The following is a 24,377-nucleotide window of genomic DNA, read 5'->3' as shown; positions in this document are numbered from 1 at the left end:
CGGCGTCTAGTGTGCCCATTAACCCTTCGGAGGATACGGATCATTCCCGTAAGAGTCACGCTCACGGATTTTCCCGTCCCTCCCATGAATCAATACTTCGCTCTGCTGATTTCTCGCAATGTCGCGTGCAGCTTCAGCGGCTTCCTGCTGAGTACGATGGTGAGAGGTATCTCGAGAGTTACCTTCCCCTCTGACTGCCCAGCCATCTTCCCGCTGTACTACGTGTTGGTTTTTACCAGACATGCAATATCTCCTAGATAGAAGTTACCTGTATAAAATACCAGCACCAATAATGTTACACAACAACATATAGACAAAATAAAGCATCACAAGCACTACATGTAGTATTAATGAGCTTTCACGTTGTACCAGTGTGTAGCTGCCGATGGCAATTCGGATGCAACAACACCAAGTTCTCCAGCTTGTCGCTACCACCCTTGTGCCGCTCGATAACATGGTGAATGTTCCACCCGGTCTCGAACGTGATGTACTGCTTGCACATCGGGCAACGCTTTTGCTGTCGACTCCAAAGCATATAGGTCTTCCGCTTGCCCTGTTCCGAGTTTCTCCACGCATACTCCAAGCGTTGCTCGTAGTAGCTTTCGAACCCCGGCAGGTACGGATTCGCTTCCGCTTTCATCTTAGTGTGTCGCTTGATCGGCGTGTCAGCTGCGTATATCAACGTGGCAAGTTTGCCGCTGGGGTACTGCTCCGCGAACACCCAATTGCGTTTCCCAACGCGCTTAAAGTATTTCGCTTTGACCCAGCGTTTACGGCGATTTAGATGCCGCCTCTTGCACCACTGCCACAGCAGCTTCCAAATACGATAATCCACGTAGTTGAAGGTTTCCTTGGCCACGATATGCCTGTGATAGTTAGCCCAACCCCGAATCATCGGATTGAGCATATCTATCAACAACCAGGCCGGGACCGTTTTGTTGTCCTTCACCACTTGCCGAATCTTGGCCAGAAACTGCTTCAGGTTCTTGTGAGCAGGCTTGATTAGCAGCTTGCCCCCATATTGCCTGATATTCTGACCCAGAAAGTTGAACCCTTCCGACACATGCGTGATTAGCGTTTTTTCCGCCGATAAGGTTAACCCGCGTTCCGCCATGAAGGCTTCAACAACAGGCTTTACCTCGCTGTCCAGCAGCTCTTTCGAGATGCCGGTAATGACGAAGTCATCCGCATAACGCACATAGTTGACCTTTGTCTTGTAGCTGGCTTTGGTGTTCTTCTTCCCGAATCGGGCTTCCAATTCCTCTTCCAGACCATCAAGCGCAATATTGGCCAACACCGGCGAGACAATACCTCCTTGCGGAGTCCCCGCCTCGGTTGGGAATAACTGGCCGGATTCCATGTATCCTGCCTTTAGCCATTTTCTGACGATCACCCGGTCCAGAGGGACATGAGCAACCAGCCAGTCATGACTGATGTTGTCGAAACACCCTTTTATATCGCCTTCCAACACCCATTGAGCCGAACTCTTGCGACTGAGGCTGATGAACAACTGCTCAATTGCATCGGCCGTAGAGCGCAGGGGACGAAAGCCATAGGAGTTACGATCTGCCGTGGTCTCCGACACCGGCTCAAGCGCTAACAGGTATAACGCCTGCATGGCTCGGTCCAGCATTGTCGGAATCCCCAAAGGACGACGAGCGCCATTTGACTTCGGGATATATACACGACGTAGCGGTCTAGGCTTATAGCCCTTACGCACTAATCGAAATACTGCATTCCATTTGGTCTCGGGGGTGTCCCAAGTTTCGCCATCGACGCCGGGGGTTTTCCGTCCCCGGTTTTCCGTCACCCGCTTCACGGCCAGCGCTTTGGCCGAAAACGAGCGAACCAGCAAGCGCTGCAGGCTATTAACCTTACGCCACTGCTGATTACTGGCCGCCTTCGCGATGCGCACCTGTAGTCCTCTCACCCTGATATGACAGGTTTCCCAGTCAATACCGTGCCAGTTGGCGGAGTGGGAAGACGCAGGTACGTCAATCGTGGTTGATATACTCATCTTGCAGTCCTCCTAGGTTTGACCTCCCCTGAATGACTGAAGACGCAGTAACCCCTTGCGGGAATTATGCATCCCCACAAGGGCGTCGATGAGTGAAGCCTAGGCCAGAGCCTGACTTCGATTTAGAGACTTTACAGGACGTTACGCGAGTAAAGACCTGCCAGAAGTGGGCACCGTTTCCGGTCAGGGCAAAGTTCGAACCCCTGTCCTAGCCATTACAGCCAGGCATTCGCTTTTTCTGGCATCCTTTACCCGCACATCCAACAGTTTGCCTTACGGCTTACTTGCCCAATGGGCAGATGTACGGGCTTACCGAGTTCCATAACGATGACACGAGAGGGTTAGGTTCTGCCTATCTACCGGTAGCTTTGTTGTCAGCGTAATCCCAGATGTAAAAGGATTAACCAGCTACGCACCATTTTGGTTGAAGCCTGTCAGTGACTTTGGCTCCTTGCGGTTGACGGTATTTATCAGCAGTTCACATACGTTAACCATACCTCCCAGCCTAGCACCTCACCCGCGTTGTCACTCGCAGGATCCATGCACGCACCCTCACGGGCCGCGCACACCGAAAAACGGGGCTACATTGTCAGGAAGCTTCGCACCACTCCATTACTGGAATCGCACTATCCCTAGGCTACAACTGGCTGAACAGCAGGTTCACTACGCATCAGCTAAATGCGCCGAACAATCATCGTTACAGCTTGCATCGCTGCGAGGTTAGATCAGTGACTCGATTGAGCCGTGGTGATCGTATGTGTGCTCCACACTATCCGGGTGGATGAGCAAGCACGAAGTGGCATGGCAAAAGGCCATAAGGTGAGGACATGCAGAGAACCGGGACAAGCCCGATTCTCTTTTTGCATGCGTTGTTGGTTCATTTGCAGACGAACCGAGTCTGTGGTCTCAAGCGCTTAGCTAAACGCCGTCATCGACCGGGGTCACATGGGTGGACTGACCGCCGCAGCGGCTCCTCTCATTCACAGTCCGGGTGAGAGGATGGGGTAGGTGCTCAACACACCTAAACCCCGGGCTAACACCCTGATTCAAAAGGAATCAAGGTGCCTCGCAGGCGACTCTCGTCGCACTACATCATGCCGCCCATGCCGCCCATTCCACCCATGCCGCCCATGTCAGGCATAGCCGGCTTCTCTTCCGGGTGTTCAGCAACCATCGCTTCAGTGGTGATCATCAGACCAGCGATAGAAGCAGCCGCCTGCAGCGCAGAACGGGTTACTTTAGCCGGGTCGAGGATGCCCATTTCCAGCATGTCGCCGTACTCTTCGGTAGAAGCGTTGAAGCCGAAAGCGCCTTCGCCTGCACGTACCTTGTCGACAACAACGGAGCCTTCGCCGCCAGCGTTGCCAACGATCTGACGCAGCGGTGCTTCCATGGCGCGCAGCGCCAGCTGGATACCGATGGTCTGGTCGTGGTTGTCACCTTCCAGGCCGGAGATTTTGCTCAGAGCGCGGATCAGTGCAACACCACCGCCAGGTACCACGCCTTCTTCGACAGCCGCACGGGTAGCGTGCAGAGCGTCGTCAACGCGGGCCTTCTTCTCTTTCATTTCAACTTCGGTAGCCGCACCAACCTTGATGACAGCTACGCCGCCAGCCAGCTTGGCAACACGCTCCTGCAGTTTTTCGCGGTCGTAATCGGAAGAGGTTTCTTCGATCTGAACGCGGATCTGCTGAACGCGAGTATCGATATCAGCCTTGGAACCAGCACCGCCAACAACGGTGGTGTTTTCCTTGGTGATGTTGACGCGCTTGGCGGTACCCAGGTGCTCCAGGGTAACGGTTTCCAGGTTCAGGCCGACTTCTTCGGAGATAACCTGACCACCGGTCATGATCGCGATATCCTGCAGCATCGCCTTACGACGGTCGCCGAAGCCCGGTGCTTTAACAGCGCAGACTTTAACGATACCGCGCATGGTGTTAACGACCAGAGTCGCCAGCGCTTCGCCTTCAACATCTTCAGCGATGATCAGCAGCGGACGGGAAGACTTGGCAACCTGCTCCAGAGTCGGCAGCAGTTCACGGATATTGCCGATCTTCTTGTCGACCAGCAGTACGAACGGATCTTCCAGTTCGCAGGTCTGAGTTTCCTGCTCGTTGATGAAGTACGGAGACAGGTAGCCGCGGTCAAACTGCATACCTTCAACCACGTCCAGCTCGTTTTCGAAGCCTGAACCTTCTTCAACGGTGATAACGCCGTCTTTACCGACTTTTTCCATCGCGTCAGCGATGATCTTGCCGACTTCAGCGTCAGAGTTGGCAGAGATGGTGCCGACCTGAGCGATCGCTTTGTAGTCTTCACACGGAGAAGACATTTCAGCCAGCTGTTCAACAACGGCAGCAGCCGCTTTGTCGATACCGCGCTTCAGGTCCATCGGGTTCATGCCAGCAGCAACGGACTTCAGACCCTCGTTGACGATAGCCTGAGCCAGAACGGTTGCAGTGGTAGTACCGTCACCGGCAACGTCGTTGGCCTTGGAAGCGACTTCCTTAACCATCTGCGCGCCCATGTTTTCGAACTTGTCCTGCAGTTCGATCTCTTTAGCAACGGAAACACCGTCTTTGGTGACGGTCGGAGCGCCGAAAGCCTTGTCGAGTACAACGTTACGGCCTTTCGGGCCCAGGGTTGTTTTAACCGCATCCGCCAGAATGTTTACGCCGGCCAGCATGCGCTGACGGGCATCATCACCGAAACGTACGTCTTTAGCAGCCATTATCTGTATATCCTGTAATTCAGTCTGTTGTTAACGTTATGAGCGATTAACGCGACGATCAGTCTTCCAGTACGCCGTAGATTTCGCCTTCCTGCATGATCAGCAGCTCGTCATCACCGACTTTCACGGTGTTAGAGCCGGCATACTGACCGAACAGGACTTTATCCCCCACTTTGACAGACGGCGCTTGAACTTCACCGTTGTTCAGCACGCGACCGGGGCCGACCGCTACGACTTCACCGCGATTCGGTTTCTCGGCAGCAGAACCCGGCAGGACAATGCCGCTCGCCGTGGTGGTCTCTTCCTCACTGCGACGAACTACTACACGGTCGTGAAGTGGACGAATATTCATCTGGTTGTTCTCCTGGTATCTAGGATCCAATGCGATGTTGGTTTTGAAATGGATACGGGTGGTATCCAAAACTGTTATTAATATCTGTGGCTTCTTTTGTGGGGTCGGCCCCACCGATTTCAACAGCCCAGAGAAAATTTTTTTGCATCACAGGGGCCATAACGAGAAACGGCCCGATGCCCCATATGTGGGGTGGGCCGATTCGCGATTCAAGGGGATAAAATGGAAAGATTAGCGACGACTATTTCAGCCTGTCTTTTGGCTCCTCGTCGCGATCGACAACCTCGCCTTCTATCACATCGCCATCACGACGCGGCGGCTCTTGCGCACCACCAGGCCCTGAACGGTAAAAGCCACTGGTATGAGTGCCTCCCGCGGAGGTTATCACGGTAAAACGGCTCATCAGCATTTTGACGAAGGCCTTGCGAGTCGCGGGGATCAGACAGCAGAACCCCAGGATATCGGTGACAAAGCCGGGCGTAACCAGCATCGCGCCGCCCACGGCCAGCACGATCCCTTCGACCATCTCCTGGCCCGGCATTTCCTGCCTGTTGAGTCGCTCCTGGGCCCGGCCAAGCGTGGCCAGGCTCTGATATCTGAGCATGTTGACACCGATAAAGGCGGACAGCAGCACCAGCCCGACCGTATACCAGGCGCCGATCGCCTGGCCAACCTGAATCAGTATGGTGATCTCCACGATCGGAATGATCACGAAAAGAATAAACAGAAAGCGCATCGCTCACCTCAGTTGTTTCTGGCTGACGAAAGCCTACCAGAGAGCGCCCCTGAACGGTAATCGGCACTTAACAACGGATCGCCGGGCCCGCAGCGGATGACTGCTAAATGAATTTTGCTGCAGTAGCCGGCCTTCGTGTTGCAGCGCAACATATTGCGGCGCACAATGAAGACTGCTACAGCCATCACAATGTATTACCCCCCAATACAGAGGACTAGCTTTATGGATCTGAAAGACAAGGTTATTGCTATCACCGGTGGCGGTCGCGGCCTCGGCCGTGCCATGGCTCTGGAACTGGCTGACAAGGGCGCCAAACTGGCGTTGGTCGACCTGAACCAGGCGGATCTCGACGAAACCATCAATATGTGTGTCGAAAAAGGCGTTGAAGCGCGGGGCTACGTTTTCGATATCAGCGAAGAGCCCGAAGTAGAAAAGCTTTTCGATGCCATTGTCAGCGACCTGGGCACTCTGCACGGTCTGGTCAACAACGCCGGTATCACCCGCGACGGTCTGTTCGTCAAAGCCAAAGATGGCCAGGTGATCTCCAAGATGTCGAAGGAGAACTGGGATCTGGTACTCAAGGTCAACCTGACCGGCACCTTCCTGTGTGGCCGCGAAGCCGCCGCCAAGATGATCGAGCTGGGTACCGAAGGCTGCATCATCAACATCTCCTCCATCTCGCGCTCTGGCAACATGGGCCAGACCAACTACACCGCCACCAAGGCAGCGGTGGAAGCGATGGCGGTCACCTGGGCCAAAGAACTGGCTCGCTACGGTATCCGCGCGGCGTCTATCGCACCGGGTTATATCGGTACCGAGATGGTGATGGCGATGAAGCCGGAAGCGCGGGAAAAGATCGAGGCGATGATTCCGACCAAAAAACTGGGCAAGCCGGAACAGATCGCGAAAACCGTATCGTTCATCTTCGAAAACGATTACGTCGACGGTCGCTGCCTGGAAATCGACGGCGCTCTGCGTATCTGATCGCCCCAACCGGTGGTCACCACGCCCGGTCCGACTCGGCACCGGGCTACCTCTCCTCTCCAATACTCAGCCATTCCTTGATTTCCTGCGGCCCTGACGCACAATATTGGGCCGGCCCAGCCAGACCACAGGACCTCCATGTACTACCGCACCCTGAGCAAATGGATCAGCGCCTTCGGTGTCTATCTTCAGCCTCGCCCACTGATTCTGCTGTTTCTTGGGTTCTCTTCCGGTCTGCCGCTGCTACTGGTGTTTTCATCACTGTCGTTCTGGCTACGTGAAGCGGGTATCGAGCGCAGTACCATCGGTCTGATCTCCTGGGTCGCGCTGGCCTATGCCTTCAAATGGGTCTGGGCGCCGCTGGTGGATCGAATAAAATTACCGATATTGGGAAATCTGCTGGGACGGCGACGCAGCTGGATGCTGGTGGCGCAGCTGGGGGTGGCCGGCGGCCTGCTCGGCATGGCGCTGAACGATCCGGCGCAGAATCTGGAATTCAGCGTCTGGATGGCGCTGCTGGTTGCCTTCTGCTCCGCCACCCAGGATATTACCGTGGATGCCTACCGCATCGAATCGGGCGACGAGCGGCTGCAGGCGGCCATGGCCGCCACCTATATGGTCGGTTATCGCCTGGCGATGATCACCTCCACCGCTGGTGTGCTCGCTCTGGCGGCGTTCGTTGATCCCAGCGAGGAGACATACCAATACGCCCCCTGGCTGTTCGCCTATGGCACCATGGCGATGCTGATGATCCCGGGCATCCTGACCACTCTGCTATCCCCCGAGCCCGCCGCGCCAGCCAACCAGGAGCTTGAATCGCAGATTCAGCAAGTGCAGAACTGGATTGCTCACTCCGGCCGCAATGATGACCGCTTCGCCCGGGCGGTGGGCTGGATCTATATCACTCTGGTTTCCCCTTTTGCCGATTTCATCAAGCGTTACCGCTGGCAGGCGCTGCTGATTCTGGCACTGATCGGCAGCTACCGGATCGCGGATATTGTCATGGGCGTCATCGCCAACGTGTTTTATGTGGATATCGGCTTTACCAAGGCGGAGATCGCCGCCGTTACCAAGGTATTTGGTGTGATCATGACGCTCGTAGGGGCTTTGGCCGGCGGTGTGCTGGTGAATCGCTTTGGCGTGATGAAGATTCTGTTTACCGGCGCTCTACTGGCCGCCGGTACCAACCTTCTGTTCGCTCTGATGGCGCTGAACGGCCCGATCGTCGAACTGCTGATGGTGGTGGTCTCCCTGGATAACTTCAGCGCAGGCATTGCCACGGCAGCGTTTGTCGCCTATCTGTCGGCACTGACCAATATCCAGTACTCGGCAACACAATACGCGCTGTTCAGTTCGATCATGCTGCTGCTACCCAAATTTCTCGGCGGCTTTTCCGGCATTGCCGTTGACGAGGTCGGCTACCCGCTGTTTTTCACCGGCACCGCGATACTCGGTTTACCGGTGTTGGTTCTGATAATTCTGGCGGCCCGCCATACTCAGATCAGGCATCAGACCCCAGTCGACAAAGATGGTTAAGCCCTCTGCTCATTTTTAGACCAGAAGTTATTGCAAATGATATTGATTATCATTACATTCAATACAGAGTCTTTTAATGAGCAAGGAGAGAAACCATGGCCTATCAGATTGATGCCTGGCTGGAACGCAAGGACCCGGAACTGAGAGTAACGCTACGCAATACCGGCGTGGTACTGCTGCACTGGCATAGTGAAGAACTGCAACCGATGCTCGATGCAGGGCTGATCAACCCCGATGATTTCTGCTGCTGCCAGGGCAGAGAAAAAGAGCTGGTCAGAGAGCTGTTTCTGCTGGCATGTATGGAAGACAACGGCTGCAGCCGCTGCGCCGGCAACAACGGGAAGAAGCACTGACCTCTTCCCGTCATCCGGGTATAACGCGCAGGGACTTTTATCGGAAGGAACTTAATCCCGCAAGAAACGCCCCCGGGAGAAATCTAGTCGCGGAAGTTATTGAACTGCAGCGGCAGCTCGATATCCGCTTCGCGCAGCAATGCCATCGCCTGTTGCAGGTCATCCCGCTTCTTGCCGGTCACGCGGACCTTATCGCCCTGAATCTGTGACTGAACCTTCAGCTTGCTCTCTTTGATCGTCTTGGTGATCTTCTTCGCCATCGCCTGATCCAGCCCCTGGCGCAGCACCGCCTGCTGGGTCGCCTTGACGCCGCTAACGTCCGGATCTTTCACTTCCATGCACTTGGTGTCGATCTTGCGGCCGATCAGCTTGGCGCGCAGCACATCAAGCATCTGCTGCAGCTGGAAATCGACTTCAGCGGTCAGGGTGACGGTTTCATCCTGGAGTTCGAAGCTTGCGCTCACACCCTTGAAGTCGTAACGATTTTCAATTTCACGGTTAGCCTGATCCACCGCGTTGGTCACTTCATGCATATCCAGTTCGGATACGATATCGAACGAAGGCATTTTCCATCTCCTGAATAGAACCCCGGCCAGCTCATTCGCCGGGCTTCAAGGTTATTACTTTCTGTGATCCAGCTCGCGCCGTTATCATGTCACTTTGCAACCACTGCAAAGGAGATACGGATGCACTGGCATATTCTGGGTGCCGGCGCCATTGGCGGACTGTTTGCCGCACGTCTAGGACTCGCCGGTATCGACGTCAGCCTGCTGCTGCGCTCACCACAACGCCGGGAACAGCTAAAGCAACAAGCTAACCGGCTAAGCTTACAGGACGGCGACCGGGTTGAAGAAGTACCGGTAAGCGCAGAACTTATCGACGACCAGGGCCCGATCAGCCACCTGCTGGTGACCACCAAGGCTTACGACAGCGCCGCCGCCATGGAAAGTATCGCTTCCCGCCTGCAACCCGGCGCGCAGATCCTACTGCTTCAGAACGGCTATGGCCACCAGCAGCAGATCGCCCAGACGTTCGCGAACTGGCCCCTGTGGGCGGGAATAACCACCTCGGGAGTACGCCGTTTGGCGCCGTTCCAGCTAAAACTGGCCGGTGAAGGGGAAACCCGTATCGGGCCGCTTAACCAGGCAGCAGCACTGTGCGGCGCACTGCCCGATGGCTGGCACAGGTTAAAGCATCGCGTGATCGCCACTGATATTGAGCGGGCGTTGTGGCAGAAACTGGCGATCAACGCCGCGATCAATCCGCTGACGGCGCTGCTGGACCGCCCCAATGGCGACCTGCTGGAGGCGCAATACAGGCCTCAACTCACCGCTCTCTGTCAGGAGATCGAAGCGGTGGCCAGTGCCTGTGGTCAATCACTGTTCGATAACCCGTTACTGGACCAGGTGCTCAAGATCGCCGAGGATACGGCCGAAAACCGCTCCTCGATGCTGGAGGACTTCAGCGCAGGCCGGCGCACCGAGATCGATCAGATCACCGGATTCATCTGTGCCGAGGCAGACAGGCACGGGTTGGAAACACCAGTGAACAGGGAGCTGCTGAATGCGGTAGTCTACCGACAGGGCAGAGCGTAAAAGAGGATTTAGCGTGTCGAAAAGCAAAAAGATGAAACGGGCGGAATATGAAGAGCTGAAGCTGGAGCTGCAGATCGAACTGCTGAAGATGCAGAACTGGGTCCGCGCCAGCGGCGAGCGCGTGCTGATCCTGTTTGAGGGCCGGGATGCCGCCGGCAAGGGCGGCACCATCAAGCGCTTCATGGAGCACCTGAATCCGCGTAGCGCACGCGTCATCGCACTGGAAAAGCCCACCGAGCGGGAAAAGGGACAGTGGTACTACCAGCGCTATATCAAGCACCTGCCAGCTGCCGGTGAGATCGTGCTGTTTGACCGTTCCTGGTACAACCGCGCCGGTGTCGAGCGGGTGATGGATTTCTGCACACCCTCGGAATACCTGGAGTTCATGCGCCAGACCCCGGAACTGGAACGGATGCTGGTACGCAGCGGCATCAAGCTGTTCAAGCTCTGGTTCGAGGTCAGCCGTGACGAGCAGTTTCATCGTTTCCAGTCACGCCGCACCGACCCGCTGAAGCACTGGAAGCTCTCGCCGATCGATATGGCCTCGCTGGATAAGTGGCACGATTACACCGAAGCCCAGGCTGCCATGTTCCGCCATACCGACACCGCCGAGGCGCCCTGGACGCTGATCCACTCCGACGACAAGAAGCGCGCCCGCATCAACGCCATGCGCTTCATACTGGCCAGCCTGCCCTACCCCGACCGCAATCCGGAGATTCAGCTGCAGCCGGACCCGAAAATCGTGCTGCCTGCCCGCCATGCGCTGAAGGAACTAGAATGAAGCAGACAACCGGGATACGGAAGCAAAGCTATGAGTAACCGACTGACTCGTCTCTACACCCGCCGCGGCGACAAAGGCACGACTGGTCTTGCCAACGGCAGCCGTGTCGCCAAGACCCATCCACGTATTGAAGCGCTGGGTGATGTGGACGAACTCAACTCGCTGCTGGGACTATTGGCCGCCGATCTGACGGAGAACGACGCACTGCAAAGCGATCTGATGCAGATTCAGAATGACCTTTTCGACCTGGGTGGCGAGCTTGCGGTGGCAGACAGCAACTACACGGTGATCGACGCTGGCTGCCTTGAAGCCCTTGAGCAGCAAGTCGATCTTCAGAACGAAACACTGCCACCATTACAGGAGTTCATCCTGCCCGGCGGCAACCGTTCCGCCGCCCAGGCCCACCTGGCACGCAGCGTGTGCCGCCGCGCAGAGCGCCGCATGGTGGAACTTGCCGCCAGCGATACGGTCAATCCCTTAGCTATCGCCTACCTGAACCGGCTGTCCGATCTGCTGTTCGTTTATGCGCGGATCCTGGCCCGGCGGGACGGCGGCCAAGAGATCCTTTGGCGTCCCCGAAACGCCAGAACATCCTCAACTGAAGAGACTGACAGCGATGATGCCTAATCTTCTGACACTGAACTTTGCCGCCGCAACCCTCGCACTGGGTCTGCTACTGCCCAACCTGGCCCGCGCCGACTGCGCATTCGACCAGACCATCTGCGAAGCTCGCTGCAGTATCAAGCACTTTGACAGCAATGCTGCCCGACTGGGCTGCGAATCTCGCTGTGCCGCCGAGCGTGCGGCCTGCAGTACCGAAGCGGGTGCCAAAAAAGCGCTGGAGATGGGAAAGGACGCCTGGGATGACACCGGCGATTTTGTCGAAGGTTTTACCGGCGATACGCCTGACGATGACAAGCCTCCCGTTGAAGAGGCTCACTAAGGCTGATCACTCCTATTTGCGGCTACCGCGCTGGTGAAGCTCCAGCGCCAGCCGCGCCTGCACCAGAAACTGGTTAAAAATGCGAAAAGCCGCGTCATCCAGCGGTGCTCCGCCGACACGATTATCCGCATAAAACAGCCCTACCGCTCTTGCCCCCACACGCAGTGGCGCGGCTACAAACCCTGCCGGCGCCAATATCCTGCCCAGCTCGGGAGGCAACCTCTCCACCCAGCCCTTCTCGTTGCAGTCTGGTACCAGGAGAGTGCTGTCCTGCTCTACCAGGCGGATAAACAGCTGCCCAAGCGGTTCCTTGCAGGTCAGCTGAAGTGCGCTGGCGAGCTCCTCTGATGCCTCGCCCCGCGTTACCCGGGCACTGAGCTGCTTGCCATCCCTGCTTAGCAGGCAAAACGCGACACGCTCAAGGCTAGAGCAGCGCTCGATCGCCTCGACCGTCGTATCAACCAGTTTCGATGAGGTCGCCGCCTCACCCACCAGCCGGTTCATCTTGTCGAGGTAATCCAGCTGTAGCTGACTCTGATTGATCGCCTGGCTCGCCCCCTGCGCCTCGGCCTCGGGCACGCCAAACTGTTCAGCACGGGTACTGATATAAAACGCCAGCTTGCGGGAAAGCTCATCCAGGTCGCTGTTACCGCTGCCACGAAACGGAGGTTTTAGCGTATGCGGATTAAGACCGTAATCGACACTAAGGTCACAGACCTGGCGGAAAGAAGCGTTAATCGCCTCCTCCAGCTGCTCCTGCGTCAGGCCTGTGGCTGCGGAGACCTGTTTGATCCGGCGGGAATAATCCAGCTCTCGCCCGGTATCCCGGTAATAGATCATCTCCAGTAGATCATGGCTGCCGGCGGCCAGCAGGTGGTTAAGTTTATGGGCCGGGCGCAGCTGCTCGGCAGTCATCGGATCCATCGTCTCCACCACCGCTTTTGGAAAGCCCCAACTCTGGGTCAGATCCTGCCCAATATCGCTGAAATGCCCACCGAGCTGACGCAGCTGAATCCGCGTCCAGCTGTCTTTGCCTTCAGCGCGTTCGGCCAGCATCAACCGATACCGTGCCGGCAGCGTAAACGCGACGATAATCTCTCCCAGACGATAGAGCAGACCGCAGATATAGCTCTGCTCCACATCCTGGGCGCCGCAGCGGATGGCTATCTCCCGTGCCATTGCGGCGTTGAGAAACGCGCTGATCAACAGACGCTCTATACCGGTTTCAGGCTGGGCGGCATTGAAGGTTTCGATCAGTTTAAGGGTCATCGACAGGTTCTGAATCCGTTCGAACCCGATCAGTACCACCGCCCTGGAGACCACGCTGATTTTGCCGTGGCTGCGATTATAGTGGGGTGTATTAGCGATCTTGAGCAGCTTTGCTGACAGGTTCGCATCCTTCATCACCGCCATCGCCAGTGCCATGGCGTCGCTTTCGCGAGAAGAGCTCACCTGCTGAATACGGTTCACGGTGGCACTGAAGATCGGCAGATCCCCAAGGCTGTCCAGCTCCGCATAAATCGCATTCAACGTATCCTGATATTTCACCGACTACCGCACCTGGGAAACGAAATAGGTCAATCTCTATAGACTGTTGCCGTCCAGCAACACTGAAAAGATTATACGAAAAGCCGTGCGGACTGAATGTAAATTTAGCACCCTCTTTATTAGCTGCCCTTATCAGCCGTCCTCTCTGACTTCGCTGACAGCACGGCATAGCGCCGCCACACCGTCAAGAAAGCGCGGCGCGGCCCTGTGCATAAGGTCCGCATCCAGAGTAACCAGGCGGCCCTTCGCCACCGCAGGAATCTGCTGCCAGGGCAACCAGCGCTCACGCCAGCTCTGTTCAAGCTCATCGGTCGCGATAATCAGGTCAGGTCTGGCGGCGATCACCGCTTCCAGATTGAGCTGGGGAATCGTTTCCGGACGCTCTGCAAACACATTCTCGGCGCCACAAAACTCTATCGCCTCACCGATAAGCGTGCCACGGCTGACACTGAGCAGTGGATCATTCCAGAGCTGATAAAAGACACGTGGCCGCCGATCCAGGTTCGGCTCCAGCTCTGCCAGGCGCTCGCGGAAGTTCCGGGCCGCCCGGCCCGCTTCGGGCTCCCTGCCGGTCAACCGGCCCAGGAGTTCGAGGTTATAAGGAATTTCATCCAGAGTTCCGGAGGAAAGGCGGAATACACGCAGGCCCATCGCTTCGAGCCGACGCAGGCGCTGTTCGGGATTGCCCTGCTGCCAGGCCAGCACCAGATCCGGCTGAAGCGCGAGGATCGCTTCCACATTGAACTGCTGATAGTCACCCACCTGCGGCTGCTCAATCACCTCAGGCGGATAATCGGTATGCGCCACGCGTCCGACAATACGTTCGCCGGCACCGATGGCATAAAGGTTTTCGGCGATATTGGGAGCCAGCACCACGATCCGCTTTACGGGTTGTTCCAGATCAAGCGCTTTACCGGAGGCATCGGTCAAAACCTCGGCCTGAAGCAGGCCGGGCAGAAGAAACAGCAGGAAAACAACAACGCGCGCCATACCAGCCCCCGGGAAGAAAAGCGCAGTATACGCGCTCAACCACCGGGGACCAGTCCAGTGGACTTAAGGAGAGGTTCCTCAGAGTTTGATCAGGGTACGACCTCTCACCTCACCACGCAGGATCCGCTCGGCATAGTCGGGTACTTCGTCCAGGGCGATCTCCTGCCCCACGTCACCGAGAAGGTCCAGATCCAGATCACTCAGCAGGTTCTGCCAGGCCTGTTGCCGAACGGGTGTCGGACAGTTCACCGAATCCACCCCCTGCAGGCGAACATTGCGCAGGATAAACGGCATGACCGTCACCGGAAGCTCGTGACTGCCCGCCAGCCCACAGGCGGCAACCGTACCGCTGTAGTGGGTTTCCGCCAGCGCCCTGGCCAGCACTGTTCCCCCCACGGTATCGACAACACCTGCCCAGAGCTGTTTTTCCAGCGGCCGCGGTGGCGCTGCCATCTCGTCACGGCTGCGGATCTCTTTAGCACCCAGTTTACGCAGGTAAGCCTCCTCACTGGTTCGCCCAGTCGCTGCGACTACGTCAAAGCCTTTTTTCGCCAGCAGAGCCACGGCTACACTACCCACACCCCCAGAGGCGCCGGTGACCAGAACAGGCCCCTGCTCCGGTGAAACACCGCCCTGCTCCAGCGCCATCACGCAGAGCATCGCGGTAAGGCCCGCCGTGCCGATCAACATGGCAGTGCGCCCGGACATACCGTCCGGCAGCGGTACCAGCCAGTCGGCTTTTACCCGTGCTTTCTCTGCCATACCGCCCCAGTGGCGCTCGCCAACGCCCCAACCGGTAAGAATCACCTCGTCACCCGGTGCAAAGCGCTCATCTGCAGAGCTGGAAACACGACCCACAAAGTCGATTCCCGGTACCGCCGGAAAGGAGGAGATGATCTTGCCCTTGCCGGTCACTGCCAGACCATCTTTGTAGTTCAGTGAGGAGTAATCCACATCCACGAGGACCTCTCCATCAGGCAAAGCGCTTTCATCCAGTTCGCGGATTTCCGCCTGGGTTTTACCATCCACCTGATCCAGTACCAGTGCTTTAAACATGGAATACCTCCACTTCGATTAGCTTTATTAGTGTATGTAGAGCATTTCGCGCTGCTCAGCATCCAGCCCGAGATAAGACTGAAAAATAGCACAGACCTATTTGTCTGACTTATTTACAAATAAGAATCCAACACTACCCCGCTATTTGTCAAACAAATTAACAATAGACGATCGATATGAAATAATCGGTCCATATTGTCTATCCAACAGCCAGCAGGATGTCGTTTTGGAATTCAGCCCAGTAAGCCAGCAGGACCTGCCGCGCCAGATCGCCGACCAGATTCGTCAGGCGATCACCGAAGGCAGCATTGGCGTCGACGAGCGTCTGCCCACCGAGGATGAGCTGGCTAAACGCTTTGGCGTTTCCCGACCGACCATCCGCGAAGCACTGAAGCGCCTGGCGGCACAGAACCTGATCCGCTCACGCCGTGGCCCCACTGGCGGCACCTTTGTAAACCGCCCGGACCTGGCGGAACTTGGCGAGGAGCTTTCCAGCTCCACTCGCCTGCTCGTGGGACTGAACAGCCTGTCACCTGAAGATGTCATCCAGTGCCGGCTTGAGATGGAGCAGCTCTGCGCGGGTCTTGCGGCACGCTGCCGCAACGACTCAGACCTTCAGCAACTTGAAGACGCACTGGAAGAGCAGAAACGTTTTATCGATCAGCCTGAACAATTCTGTCGTGCCGATGTCTCTTTTCATCGTGCGCTGGTGGATGCCAGTGGCAACGCACTGCTGAAACTGTTGATGTACGCGGTGATAGAGGGACTGCAGCCGGTCAGTAACATGATCGTCTTCCGGTATCCGGAACGCGACCTGATCATCAGCCAACACGAAGCACTCCTGAGTGCGATCCGCAGCGGTGACGAAGACGCCGCACGGGAACAGATTGCACGCCAGGTTGAAACCCTGTCCGCACAGATGAGTCGGGCTCGCGACGAAAGTCGCCGTTCGCGGGCATAGGCAGAGCAACCGCTTTGTCTTATTCTACGGAACAGATGCCTAGCACGAAGTTGAGTAAGGAGATGTTGTGGAAGCGAGTAATGCCTGGACATTGGCTTTGGTGGGCGCCGCGATCGGCCTTGTCATTGGATACCTGCTCGGCCGGATCGGTGGCGGCAAACAGGACACACTGAAGCAGGAGCTTAACGACGCCCACGCTGAACTTGCCCGTTATAAGGAGCAGGTCAACGAACACTTCGAAACCACGGCGGAGCTGGTCAACGGACTCACCGAGCAGTACCGCCAGGTCCATCAGCATCTGGCGGCAGGTGCGCAGACACTTTGCAATGACCAGCGCCCTGGTGAATCCCTGCAGGCCTCGCTGCAGCCGAGGATCAGCAAGCAGGATATTCCTACGGTGACTGACGCTCTGGAGAACGAGGATGCCGAAGAACAGCCTCAGCCTCCGCGAGACTACGCACCGAAATCGGGAGACGAAGAAGGTACGTTGTCAGACACCTACGGTCTGAAGAAAAAACAGGAAGAAGAGGAAGAGGTTCAGGCACCAGCGGACCCTGCTGCCGCACCGGCCTCCGAAGAAGAAGACACGAAAGAGCGCAAGCGCGACTGACTCTTAATCCCCCTTGACTATCCAGCGGGGCCCTTTCCGGCCCCGCGTTCCTCATCCCGTTTCAGACCGGATTGTCGATATCGACAAAACGGTGCTCCAACCCGAAGTGACGCGCCAGATGCTCACCCAGCGCCTGCACACCGTAACGCTCGGTAGCATGATGACCGGCACCGATGTAATGAATCCCCGCTTCACGGGCAAAATGAACCACCGGCTCCGAAATTTCCCCAGTCAAGAACGCATCAGCTCCCAACGCTTCCGCCTGCTCCACCATGCGGTCGGCAGAACCGGTACACCAACCGATACGATGGATTTTGCGATCCCCACCGCTGACCACCTGCGGCGTGCGGCCCAGCACCCGTTCTATACGCGCTACCATCTCTTCCAGCGCCAGCGGTTTTTCCACTACGCCCATATTGCCCACGCTAAGCGGATTACCCGGCTCCAGGCCTGACTGCACATCGATACCGAGCAGATGACCCAGGCGCGCGTTATTGCCATATTCAGGATGCGCATCCAACGGCAGGTGATAGGCGAGCAGGTTGATATCGGCTCCCAGCAGGGTTTTCAACCGCTTCTGTTTGATGCCGGTCACCGCCGCCGGCTCCCCCTTCCAGAAGTAACCGTGGTGTACCAGGACGAGATCGGCTCCCCAGGCAACGGCTTCGTCCAGCAACGCCTGGCAGGCGGTCACACCGGTGAGTATTTTCGCCACCAGCGGCCTTCCCTCGACCTGAAGGCCGTTGGGACAGTAATCCTTGAAGCGGTTGCTTTGCAGAATCTGGTCGCAATAATCCACTAAACGGGCTCTGGAGACCCCTTTTCTTTCTGTCATGATATTTCCCATTTATCCGCAACTATCCGTATAATCGGCTCAAAACGTCGATTCATACGCGGCATCTCTTACGCGCTCGCCTAACTAGTTTACTTTTATGCGCATACTTTCGTTTCTTGGCTGGCCTATTTTGACCGGCATACTGGCGGCTATTTTGATACTCCAGCTCAAGCCCGAGCTACTGGGGTCGGGCCCCCGCGTGGAAATTCGCGAAGCCGACGGCCCGGTCAGATCCCAAAGCGGCCCGTTCAGCTATGCTGATGCCGTCGACCAGGCCGCACCAGCTGTCGTCAACATCTATACCCGACGCGTCAACGCCGACGACAACAGCCAGGGCGATGACTCAATCTACCGCCACTATTACGACGATGAAGACCAAAAGCCGAGCCAGCAGGTTCATGCCAGCCTGGGTTCTGGTGTCATTATCAACGACCAGGGTTATGTGGTCACCAATAACCACGTAATCAGTGGCGCCGACTCCATTATTGTCGCCCTGCAGGATGGCCGTGAAGCCGCCGCCAAGATCGTCGGTACCGATCCTCCCACAGATATCGCGGTACTGAAAATCAACCTGCCCGACCTGCCCACAGTAACTCTGGCGCCCACAAGCAACCTTCGTGTGGGCGATGTAGTACTGGCCATAGGCAACCCCTTCGGCGTCGGCCAGGCGGTTACTCAGGGTATTATCAGCGCCACCGACCGCAACAGTTTGGGTCTAAGTACCTATGAAGACTTTATTCAGACAGATGCCGCGATCAACCCCGGTAACTCTGGCGGTGCACTGATTGACCCCACCGGAAACCTGGTCGGCATCAACACCGCTATCTTCAGCAAATCAGGCGGTTCCGAAGGGATAGGTTTTGCCATTCCGACCGACCTGGTAAAACAGGTGCTTCAGGACCTGATCGAACAGGGCCGTGTCGTGCGCGGCTGGGTGGGCGTCGAAGCTCAGGCACTGAACCCGCGTCTGGCAGAATCTTTTGGACTTGATCCGAGCCAGCACGGCCTGATCATCGCCGGCATCTATCGCGACAGCCCCGCCCACGAAGCAGGCCTGCGCCCGGGCGATGTGCTGCTCGCATTTGACGATAAGCCAATCACCGACGCAGGTCACACCACCATGAACGCCATCGCCCGCCTGAAGCCCGGCGAAAAGGCCAGCTTTACCATCTACCGTGATGGTGAGCAGATGGATATCGTGGTCACCACCACCGAGAGGCCGGCGGAGGTTAACTGACCTGGCAGCGGATTACAGCCATAAAAAAGCACGCCCGAAGGCGTGCTTTTTTTGTACCTGATGGCCGTTAAACTATCAGGACTTGATGCGGTATTCAGCGGAACGAGCGTGGGCAGTCAGACCTTCGCCACGCGCCAGAACCGACGCAACCTTACCCATTTCCGAGGCGCCCTCGTCAGAAAACATGATCAGCGACGAACGCTTCTGGAAGTCATAGACGCCCAGCGGTGACGAGAAACGCGCAGTGCCGGAGGTGGGCAGCACGTGGTTCGGGCCAGCGCAGTAATCGCCCAGCGCTTCGGCAGTGTAGCGCCCCATAAAGATCGCACCGGCGTGGCGAATCTCTTTCAGCAGCGCTTCCGGATCGGCCACGGACAGTTCCAGGTGCTCCGGCGCCACGCGGTTGTTAATGCGAGCCGCATCGGAGAGATCCTGCGCCTTAATCAGGATCGCGCGATTATTCAACGATTGCTCGATGATCTCTTCACGCTCCATGGTCGGCAGCAGCTTCTCAATACTGGCTTTGACCTGCTCGATAAACTCGGCGTCCGGGCTCACCAGAATCGGCTGTGCGTCTTCATCGTGCTCGGCCTGACTGAACAGGTCCATCGCCACCCAATCAGGATCAGTGTCACCATCGCAGATCACCAGAATCTCTGAGGGACCTGCGATCATATCGATGCCGACAGCGCCGAAGACGGCACGCTTGGCGGTGGCCACGAAGATATTACCGGGGCCGACAATCTTATCCACACGGGGCACTGTTTCGGTACCGTAAGCCAGAGCGGCCACGGCCTGAGCACCACCCACGGTAAATACACGACTGACACCTGCAACCGCAGCGGCCGCGAGAACCAGCTCGTTAACCACGCCATCCGGCGTCGGTACGACCATGATAATCTCTTCAACACCGGCCACATGAGCCGGCAGTGCGTTCATCAGGACGGATGAGGGGTACGCCGCCTTGCCACCGGGAACGTAGAGACCGACGCGATCCATCGGCGTCACCTGCTGACCCAGCATGGTGCCGTCGTCTTCGGTGTACTGCCAGGAACCAGCCAGCTGCTTTTCGTGATAGGCCCGCACACGCTGTGCGGCTGTTTCCAGAGCCTGACGCTGCTCGACAGGCAGTCCTTCCAGCGCCTGCTGCAGACGTTCCTGGCCCATTTCAAGCTCGGCCATGGAGGCCACACTCATGCGATCGAAGCGGTTGGTGTATTCCACCAGAGCCGCATCGCCTTCGCTACGAATACGCTCAATGATCTCGTTGACGATCTGGTTAACGCCAGCATCGGAGACACTTTCCCAGGCAAGCATCTTGTCCAGACGCGCCTCAAAATCGGACTGCTGACTATCAAGACAGGTGATATCAACTTTACTCATGCGCTTTTCTCCTCACGCTTGGCCTCGATAGCAGCAGCCAGTTTATCCAACAGCGGCTGGATCTGGCGGTGCTTCATTTTCATGGACGGCTGACCGACCACGAAACGGGAGCTGATATCGGCGATATGCTCCATCGGCTCGAGGCCGTTGGCACGCAGGGTATTGCCGGTATCGACAATATCGACGATGCGGTCGGCCAGTCCCATGATAGGGGCCAGCTCCATCGCACCATAGAGCTTGATGATATCGACCTGAGCACCCTGGCGGGCAAAGTATTCACGGGTCACGTTGACGAACTTGGTCGCCACTTTCATGCGACCAATGACCGGCTCGGCGTCTTTCATGCCGGCGACCATCAGCTTGCAGCAGGCGATCTCAAGATCGAGCGGCTCATACAGGCCTTCGCCGCCATGCTCCATCAGCACATCCTTACCGGCCACGCCCATGTCGGCACCGCCATACTCCACGTAGGTCGGCACATCGGTGGCGCGAATCACCACCAGCTTGATATGGGGATGGTTGGTATCGAAGATCAGCTTGCGGCTGGAGAAGATATCTTCAGCCGGAACAATATCAGCTGCCGCCAGCAGTGGCAGCGTTTCCTTCAGGATGCGCCCTTTCGACAGGGCGATGGTCAGCTGTTCTTTCATTGGCCTCTTTGCTCACGCTCTGCTGCGATCAGCCCGGTACACGACGAATACGCGCACCCAGCAACTGCAGCTTCTCTTCAATACATTCGTAACCGCGATCGATGTGATAAATACGGTCGATCAGCGTTTCACCTTCGGCAACCAACGCCGCGATCACCAGGCTGGCGGACGCACGCAGGTCGGTCGCCATTACCGGCGCACCCTGCAGTTTATCCACACCTTCGATGATGGCGGTGTTACCGTCGATGGTGATATTGGCGCCCATGCGGATCATCTCCTGCATGTGCATAAAACGATTCTCGAAAATCGTTTCCTTGATGCGCCCTACCCCTTCGGCGATGGTATTCATGGCAGCGAACTGCGCCTGCATATCGGTAGGAAATGCCGGGTAAGGTGCGGTGGTCAGGCTGATCGCCTTAAGCTTGCGACCTTCCATATCCAGACTGACCCAGGTGTCCCCTGCTTCAACCTTGGCACCCGCCTCTTCCAGCTTTTTCAGTACCGCATCAAAGGTATCGGGACGCGTATTCAGGCACTTCACCTTGCCACCGGTGACCGCAGCGGCCACCAGGTAGGTACCGGTTTCGATACGGTCAGCCATCACCGGGAAGTGGCAGCCATGCAGCTTATCCACACCGCGCACGGTGATGATATCGGTACCCGCGCCCTTGATGTCGGCGCCCATGGCGATCAGGCACTCGGCCAGATCTACCACTTCGGGTTCACGGGCGGCATTTTCGATAATGGTTTCACCCTCGGCCAGCGTTGCGGCCATGAGGATATTTTCGGTACCGGTCACGGTTACCGTATCAAAAAAGACCCGCGCCCCTTTAAGACGACCATCCATGCGGGCACGGATATAACCGTTCTCCACACGAATATCGGCGCCCATCGCTTCCAGGCCTCGAATATGCAGATCCACAGGACGACTGCCGATCGCACAGCCACCGGGCAGGGAGATATCCGCCGCACCGTAGCGAGCCAGCAGCGGCCCGAGCACCAGGATCGATGCACGCATGGTTTTCACCAGCTCGTAAGGGGCGCAGAAGTCATTGATCGACCGAGGGTCGATCTGCACACTCAGCTTTTCATCCAGCATCAGCTCAACGCCCATGCGACGGATCAGCTCAAGCATGGTGGTAATATCGTGCAGATGCGGCAGATTGCCGATGGTCACCGGCTCGCTCGCCAACAGCGTGGAGGCGAGAATCGGCAGAGCGGAGTTTTTGGCGCCGGAGATTCGTACCTCACCGCGCAGGGTCACGCCGCCCTCAATTAACAGTTTATCCATCAGGTATTCCTGTTCGCCCCGCGTTTACTGCTTGGCGGCCCACTGTGCGGGCGTGTAGGTCTTAATCGACACTGCATGAATGGCGCCGCTGGCGATCTGCTCGGTCAGGCAGCCATAAACCAGCTGCTGCTTTTTCACCGGAGTCAGTCCGGCAAAGCATTCGCCCACCGCGGTTACCTGGAAATCACAGCCTTCACCGGTGGTATAAACGGTGCACCCATCGAGCTCGCTCTCGATGATCTGTTTTACTTCTTCAGCTTGCATGCGGAACTCCGAAATGCAGAGTTTAGGGTTCGTGTCGGGACAGGGGGTGAATAATACAGGCTGGGCGCTGATCGGGCCACCTTGGCTCAATCAACGCCCAGTGCAGACAGGGATGCAAAGTCTCAGGCGAGGCCGTGGTCGAGCCCGACCAGATCGGCAATAGACTCCATTCCCTCGGGGATATTGCGCAGACTCAGTTCAAACCCCTGGCGTTCTCCCAGGCGACGACAGTTTAGCCAGAGCGCCAGCGCCGAACTATCCGCTCGGGCCACGCCGGCCAGGTCAAGAACAACCTGACCGCTGACATTCTTCAGGCGCGATTCCAGCTCTTTGCGAACAGCCATGATGCTGGAAAACAGCAGATCGCCGGTAATGGCAATCACGCCCTCTTCTTTCTGCTCAACCTTCGTCACTGCCGGTCACTCCGTTGGCAACTTCGGTTGCCACCTGGGCTTCCCAGCTATCGATCACACCGGAAACACTGTTCTGGCGCTGATACAGATCGGCAAACTGGTTTTTGAAGGTCAGGCGCAGGTTAACGCCGTCAACCAGGACGTTGACCAGTGTCCAGCGGCCATCCTGCTTCAGCATGTAGTAATCGAGGGCGTAGGTATTGCCATTACCGGAGCTGATCTTGACGTTGATCACCTGCTTGTCCGGCTCAGGGCTTTCGCCACGGGGCGGCTGTACTTCATAGCCGGTAAACTCGAAGCCGACGATCGCCTTGGCGAAAGTCTTCAGCAGAGTGTTCTTAAACACTTCCGAGAAGCGATCCATCTCCTCATCGCTGGCACGGCGGTAATACTTACCCATCACGCGCTTGGCAATGTACGGGAAGTCGACAACCGGTGAGATCACCTTTTCGACTTCGCCCATCATGCGATCGATATTTTCCGGATCCTTGAGGGTTTCATCCTCAACCACGGCCAGCATATCGCGGGTCGCGCCATCCATCACACTGCTGGCTTCTTCCCAGGCGGCCTGAGAATTGGCCTGAGCCACGCCTGCCATGACCATGAACATCAGGGCAACCAGCGCGCCGCCTGCACGATTGAGCATCTTCATCAATCACTTACCTCATTAAACAGGAATTTGCCGATCAGATCTTCCAGCACCAGAGCCGACTGGGTATCGCTGATTCGATCGCCATCTGCCAGCATCTCATCTTCTGCTCCGGATGTGATACCTATGTACTGCTCACCCAGCAGACCGGATGTCAGAATCTGCGCCGAACTGTCGGTGCTGAGAAAATCCACGTCATCACGGATCTTCATTTCCACTTCAGCCATCAGCATCTGCGGATCCAGACGAATAGCCGTTACCTCACCAATCTGCACACCTGACATCGCCACCTTGGCGCGCGGTGTCAGACCGCCGATATTATCGAAACGGGCGTAGACCTTATATCCGCCTCCCTGATCAGACAGATTCAAGCCACTAACGTTCAGCGCGAGCACCACCAGGGCCAGAAAGCCGGCCAGCATCAGGAAGCCCACGCTAATTTCCATTGTACGCATGCGCATT

27 protein-coding genes are annotated in these 24,377 nt (G+C 56.9%); 10 read left to right on the top strand and 17 right to left on the bottom strand.

Annotation, left to right across the window (positions count from 1 at the left end):
• Positions 1 to 18: 18 nt before the first annotated feature.
• From CLV83_RS10925 to CLV83_RS10905, 5 genes are all read right to left on the bottom strand, one after another.
• Positions 19 to 243 (bottom strand): DUF2188 domain-containing protein, encoded by a 225-nt coding sequence (locus CLV83_RS10925; protein WP_132291791.1) that lies wholly within the window; start codon positions 241 to 243, stop codon positions 19 to 21.
• A gap of 115 nt (positions 244 to 358) precedes the next feature.
• A complete protein-coding gene (gene ltrA, locus CLV83_RS10920; RefSeq protein WP_132291788.1) occupies positions 359 to 2,017 on the bottom strand; it encodes a group II intron reverse transcriptase/maturase in 1,659 nt (552 codons plus the stop codon).
• Positions 2,018 to 3,104: 1,087 nt separating this feature from the next.
• Entirely contained in the window at positions 3,105 to 4,748 is a 1,644-nt protein-coding gene (gene groL / locus CLV83_RS10915; RefSeq protein WP_132291785.1) for a chaperonin GroEL, read from the bottom strand.
• Positions 4,749 to 4,806: 58 nt separating this feature from the next.
• Positions 4,807 to 5,100: a co-chaperone GroES gene (locus tag CLV83_RS10910; protein ID WP_132291782.1), complete on the bottom strand. Its 294-nt coding sequence runs from the start codon at positions 5,098 to 5,100 to the stop codon at positions 4,807 to 4,809.
• Between the two features lie 241 nt (positions 5,101 to 5,341).
• Positions 5,342 to 5,836 carry an FxsA family protein gene (locus CLV83_RS10905; RefSeq protein ID WP_132291779.1) on the bottom strand — a complete coding sequence of 165 codons (495 nt, stop codon included), beginning with the start codon at positions 5,834 to 5,836 and terminating at the stop codon, positions 5,342 to 5,344.
• A gap of 222 nt (positions 5,837 to 6,058) precedes the next feature.
• Between CLV83_RS10905 and CLV83_RS10900 the strand changes: the two genes are divergently transcribed.
• The 3 genes from CLV83_RS10900 to CLV83_RS10890 all read left to right on the top strand — a co-directional run bounded on the left by CLV83_RS10900 (position 6,059) and on the right by CLV83_RS10890 (position 8,709).
• On the top strand, positions 6,059 to 6,820 hold the full coding sequence (locus CLV83_RS10900; protein WP_132291776.1) for an SDR family oxidoreductase: 762 nt from the start codon (positions 6,059 to 6,061) through the stop codon (positions 6,818 to 6,820).
• Positions 6,821 to 6,958: 138 nt separating this feature from the next.
• The gene (locus tag CLV83_RS10895) at positions 6,959 to 8,356 is read left to right on the top strand and encodes an AmpG family muropeptide MFS transporter (RefSeq protein ID WP_132291773.1); all 1,398 of its coding nucleotides are present in this window, start codon (positions 6,959 to 6,961) and stop codon (positions 8,354 to 8,356) included.
• A gap of 95 nt (positions 8,357 to 8,451) precedes the next feature.
• The gene (locus CLV83_RS10890) at positions 8,452 to 8,709 is read left to right on the top strand and encodes a PA4570 family protein (protein WP_132291770.1); all 258 of its coding nucleotides are present in this window, start codon (positions 8,452 to 8,454) and stop codon (positions 8,707 to 8,709) included.
• An 83-nt stretch (positions 8,710 to 8,792) separates the two neighbouring features.
• Here the strand turns inward: CLV83_RS10890 and CLV83_RS10885 are convergent, their stop codons facing one another.
• Positions 8,793 to 9,275: a YajQ family cyclic di-GMP-binding protein gene (locus CLV83_RS10885; RefSeq protein ID WP_132291767.1), complete on the bottom strand. Its 483-nt coding sequence runs from the start codon at positions 9,273 to 9,275 to the stop codon at positions 8,793 to 8,795.
• Positions 9,276 to 9,395: 120 nt separating this feature from the next.
• Here CLV83_RS10885 and CLV83_RS10880 point away from each other — a divergent pair, with 120 nt between their 5' ends.
• Genes CLV83_RS10880 through CLV83_RS10865 form a run of 4 tightly spaced genes read left to right on the top strand, consistent with a single transcriptional unit; the run spans position 9,396 to position 12,028 of the window.
• Entirely contained in the window at positions 9,396 to 10,304 is a 909-nt protein-coding gene (locus tag CLV83_RS10880; protein ID WP_132291764.1) for a ketopantoate reductase family protein, read from the top strand.
• Positions 10,305 to 10,317: 13 nt separating this feature from the next.
• The gene (ppk2, locus tag CLV83_RS10875) at positions 10,318 to 11,085 is read left to right on the top strand and encodes a polyphosphate kinase 2 (RefSeq protein WP_243642367.1); all 768 of its coding nucleotides are present in this window, start codon (positions 10,318 to 10,320) and stop codon (positions 11,083 to 11,085) included.
• A gap of 30 nt (positions 11,086 to 11,115) precedes the next feature.
• The gene (locus CLV83_RS10870; protein WP_132291761.1) at positions 11,116 to 11,712 is read left to right on the top strand and encodes a cob(I)yrinic acid a,c-diamide adenosyltransferase; all 597 of its coding nucleotides are present in this window, start codon (positions 11,116 to 11,118) and stop codon (positions 11,710 to 11,712) included.
• A complete protein-coding gene (locus tag CLV83_RS10865) occupies positions 11,702 to 12,028 on the top strand; it encodes a hypothetical protein (RefSeq protein WP_243642366.1) in 327 nt (108 codons plus the stop codon). The genes CLV83_RS10870 and CLV83_RS10865 overlap by 11 nt, the downstream gene beginning before the upstream one ends.
• A gap of 12 nt (positions 12,029 to 12,040) precedes the next feature.
• Here the strand turns inward: CLV83_RS10865 and CLV83_RS10860 are convergent, their stop codons facing one another.
• From CLV83_RS10860 to acuI, 3 genes are all read right to left on the bottom strand, one after another.
• Positions 12,041 to 13,576 (bottom strand): HDOD domain-containing protein, encoded by a 1,536-nt coding sequence (locus tag CLV83_RS10860; RefSeq protein ID WP_132291758.1) that lies wholly within the window; start codon positions 13,574 to 13,576, stop codon positions 12,041 to 12,043.
• A 132-nt stretch (positions 13,577 to 13,708) separates the two neighbouring features.
• Entirely contained in the window at positions 13,709 to 14,566 is an 858-nt protein-coding gene (locus tag CLV83_RS10855; protein WP_132291755.1) for a cobalamin-binding protein, read from the bottom strand.
• A gap of 78 nt (positions 14,567 to 14,644) precedes the next feature.
• Positions 14,645 to 15,622, bottom strand: coding sequence for an acrylyl-CoA reductase (NADPH) (gene acuI / locus CLV83_RS10850; RefSeq protein ID WP_132291752.1), 978 nt, complete (start codon positions 15,620 to 15,622; stop codon positions 14,645 to 14,647).
• A 226-nt stretch (positions 15,623 to 15,848) separates the two neighbouring features.
• On the opposite strand from acuI, the gene CLV83_RS10845 reads away from it, so the two are divergent.
• The gene (locus CLV83_RS10845) at positions 15,849 to 16,583 is read left to right on the top strand and encodes a FadR/GntR family transcriptional regulator (protein WP_243642365.1); all 735 of its coding nucleotides are present in this window, start codon (positions 15,849 to 15,851) and stop codon (positions 16,581 to 16,583) included.
• Positions 16,584 to 16,650: 67 nt separating this feature from the next.
• Complete coding sequence (locus CLV83_RS10840; RefSeq protein ID WP_132291749.1) at positions 16,651 to 17,193, top strand: Z-ring associated ZapG family protein; 543 nt, start codon at positions 16,651 to 16,653, stop codon at positions 17,191 to 17,193.
• 61 nt (positions 17,194 to 17,254) lie between these two features.
• Here the strand turns inward: CLV83_RS10840 and CLV83_RS10835 are convergent, their stop codons facing one another.
• Positions 17,255 to 18,028 carry a Nif3-like dinuclear metal center hexameric protein gene (locus CLV83_RS10835; RefSeq protein WP_132291746.1) on the bottom strand — a complete coding sequence of 258 codons (774 nt, stop codon included), beginning with the start codon at positions 18,026 to 18,028 and terminating at the stop codon, positions 17,255 to 17,257.
• A 97-nt stretch (positions 18,029 to 18,125) separates the two neighbouring features.
• Here CLV83_RS10835 and CLV83_RS10830 point away from each other — a divergent pair, with 97 nt between their 5' ends.
• Positions 18,126 to 19,265 carry a S1C family serine protease gene (locus tag CLV83_RS10830; RefSeq protein ID WP_132291743.1) on the top strand — a complete coding sequence of 380 codons (1,140 nt, stop codon included), beginning with the start codon at positions 18,126 to 18,128 and terminating at the stop codon, positions 19,263 to 19,265.
• Positions 19,266 to 19,340: 75 nt separating this feature from the next.
• Here CLV83_RS10830 and hisD read toward each other — a convergent pair whose 3' ends face one another.
• From hisD to mlaD, 7 genes are all read right to left on the bottom strand, one after another.
• On the bottom strand, positions 19,341 to 20,648 hold the full coding sequence (gene hisD, locus CLV83_RS10825) for a histidinol dehydrogenase (protein ID WP_132291740.1): 1,308 nt from the start codon (positions 20,646 to 20,648) through the stop codon (positions 19,341 to 19,343).
• Positions 20,645 to 21,298, bottom strand: coding sequence for an ATP phosphoribosyltransferase (gene hisG / locus CLV83_RS10820; RefSeq protein WP_132291737.1), 654 nt, complete (start codon positions 21,296 to 21,298; stop codon positions 20,645 to 20,647). Before hisG ends, hisD begins: the two co-directional genes overlap by 4 nt.
• 28 nt (positions 21,299 to 21,326) lie before the next feature.
• Positions 21,327 to 22,589 (bottom strand): UDP-N-acetylglucosamine 1-carboxyvinyltransferase, encoded by a 1,263-nt coding sequence (gene murA, locus CLV83_RS10815; protein WP_132291734.1) that lies wholly within the window; start codon positions 22,587 to 22,589, stop codon positions 21,327 to 21,329.
• Between the two features lie 24 nt (positions 22,590 to 22,613).
• Positions 22,614 to 22,853, bottom strand: a complete 240-nt coding sequence (locus CLV83_RS10810) for a BolA family protein (RefSeq protein ID WP_132291731.1) — start codon at positions 22,851 to 22,853, stop codon at positions 22,614 to 22,616.
• A 122-nt stretch (positions 22,854 to 22,975) separates the two neighbouring features.
• Entirely contained in the window at positions 22,976 to 23,266 is a 291-nt protein-coding gene (locus tag CLV83_RS10805; protein ID WP_132291728.1) for an STAS domain-containing protein, read from the bottom strand.
• Entirely contained in the window at positions 23,253 to 23,918 is a 666-nt protein-coding gene (locus CLV83_RS10800; RefSeq protein ID WP_243642364.1) for an MlaC/ttg2D family ABC transporter substrate-binding protein, read from the bottom strand. The genes CLV83_RS10805 and CLV83_RS10800 overlap by 14 nt, the downstream gene beginning before the upstream one ends.
• On the bottom strand, positions 23,918 to 24,376 hold the full coding sequence (mlaD, locus tag CLV83_RS10795; protein WP_132291725.1) for an outer membrane lipid asymmetry maintenance protein MlaD: 459 nt from the start codon (positions 24,374 to 24,376) through the stop codon (positions 23,918 to 23,920). The genes CLV83_RS10800 and mlaD overlap by 1 nt, the downstream gene beginning before the upstream one ends.
• Position 24,377: the final 1 nt, after the last annotated feature.

This window comes from Marinobacterium mangrovicola (assembly GCF_004339595.1).
Taxonomy (GTDB): domain Bacteria; phylum Pseudomonadota; class Gammaproteobacteria; order Pseudomonadales; family Balneatricaceae; genus Marinobacterium_D; species Marinobacterium_D mangrovicola.
The sequence above is the reverse complement of the archived record's forward strand: the minus strand, read 5'-3'. Positions and strand labels throughout refer to the sequence as shown.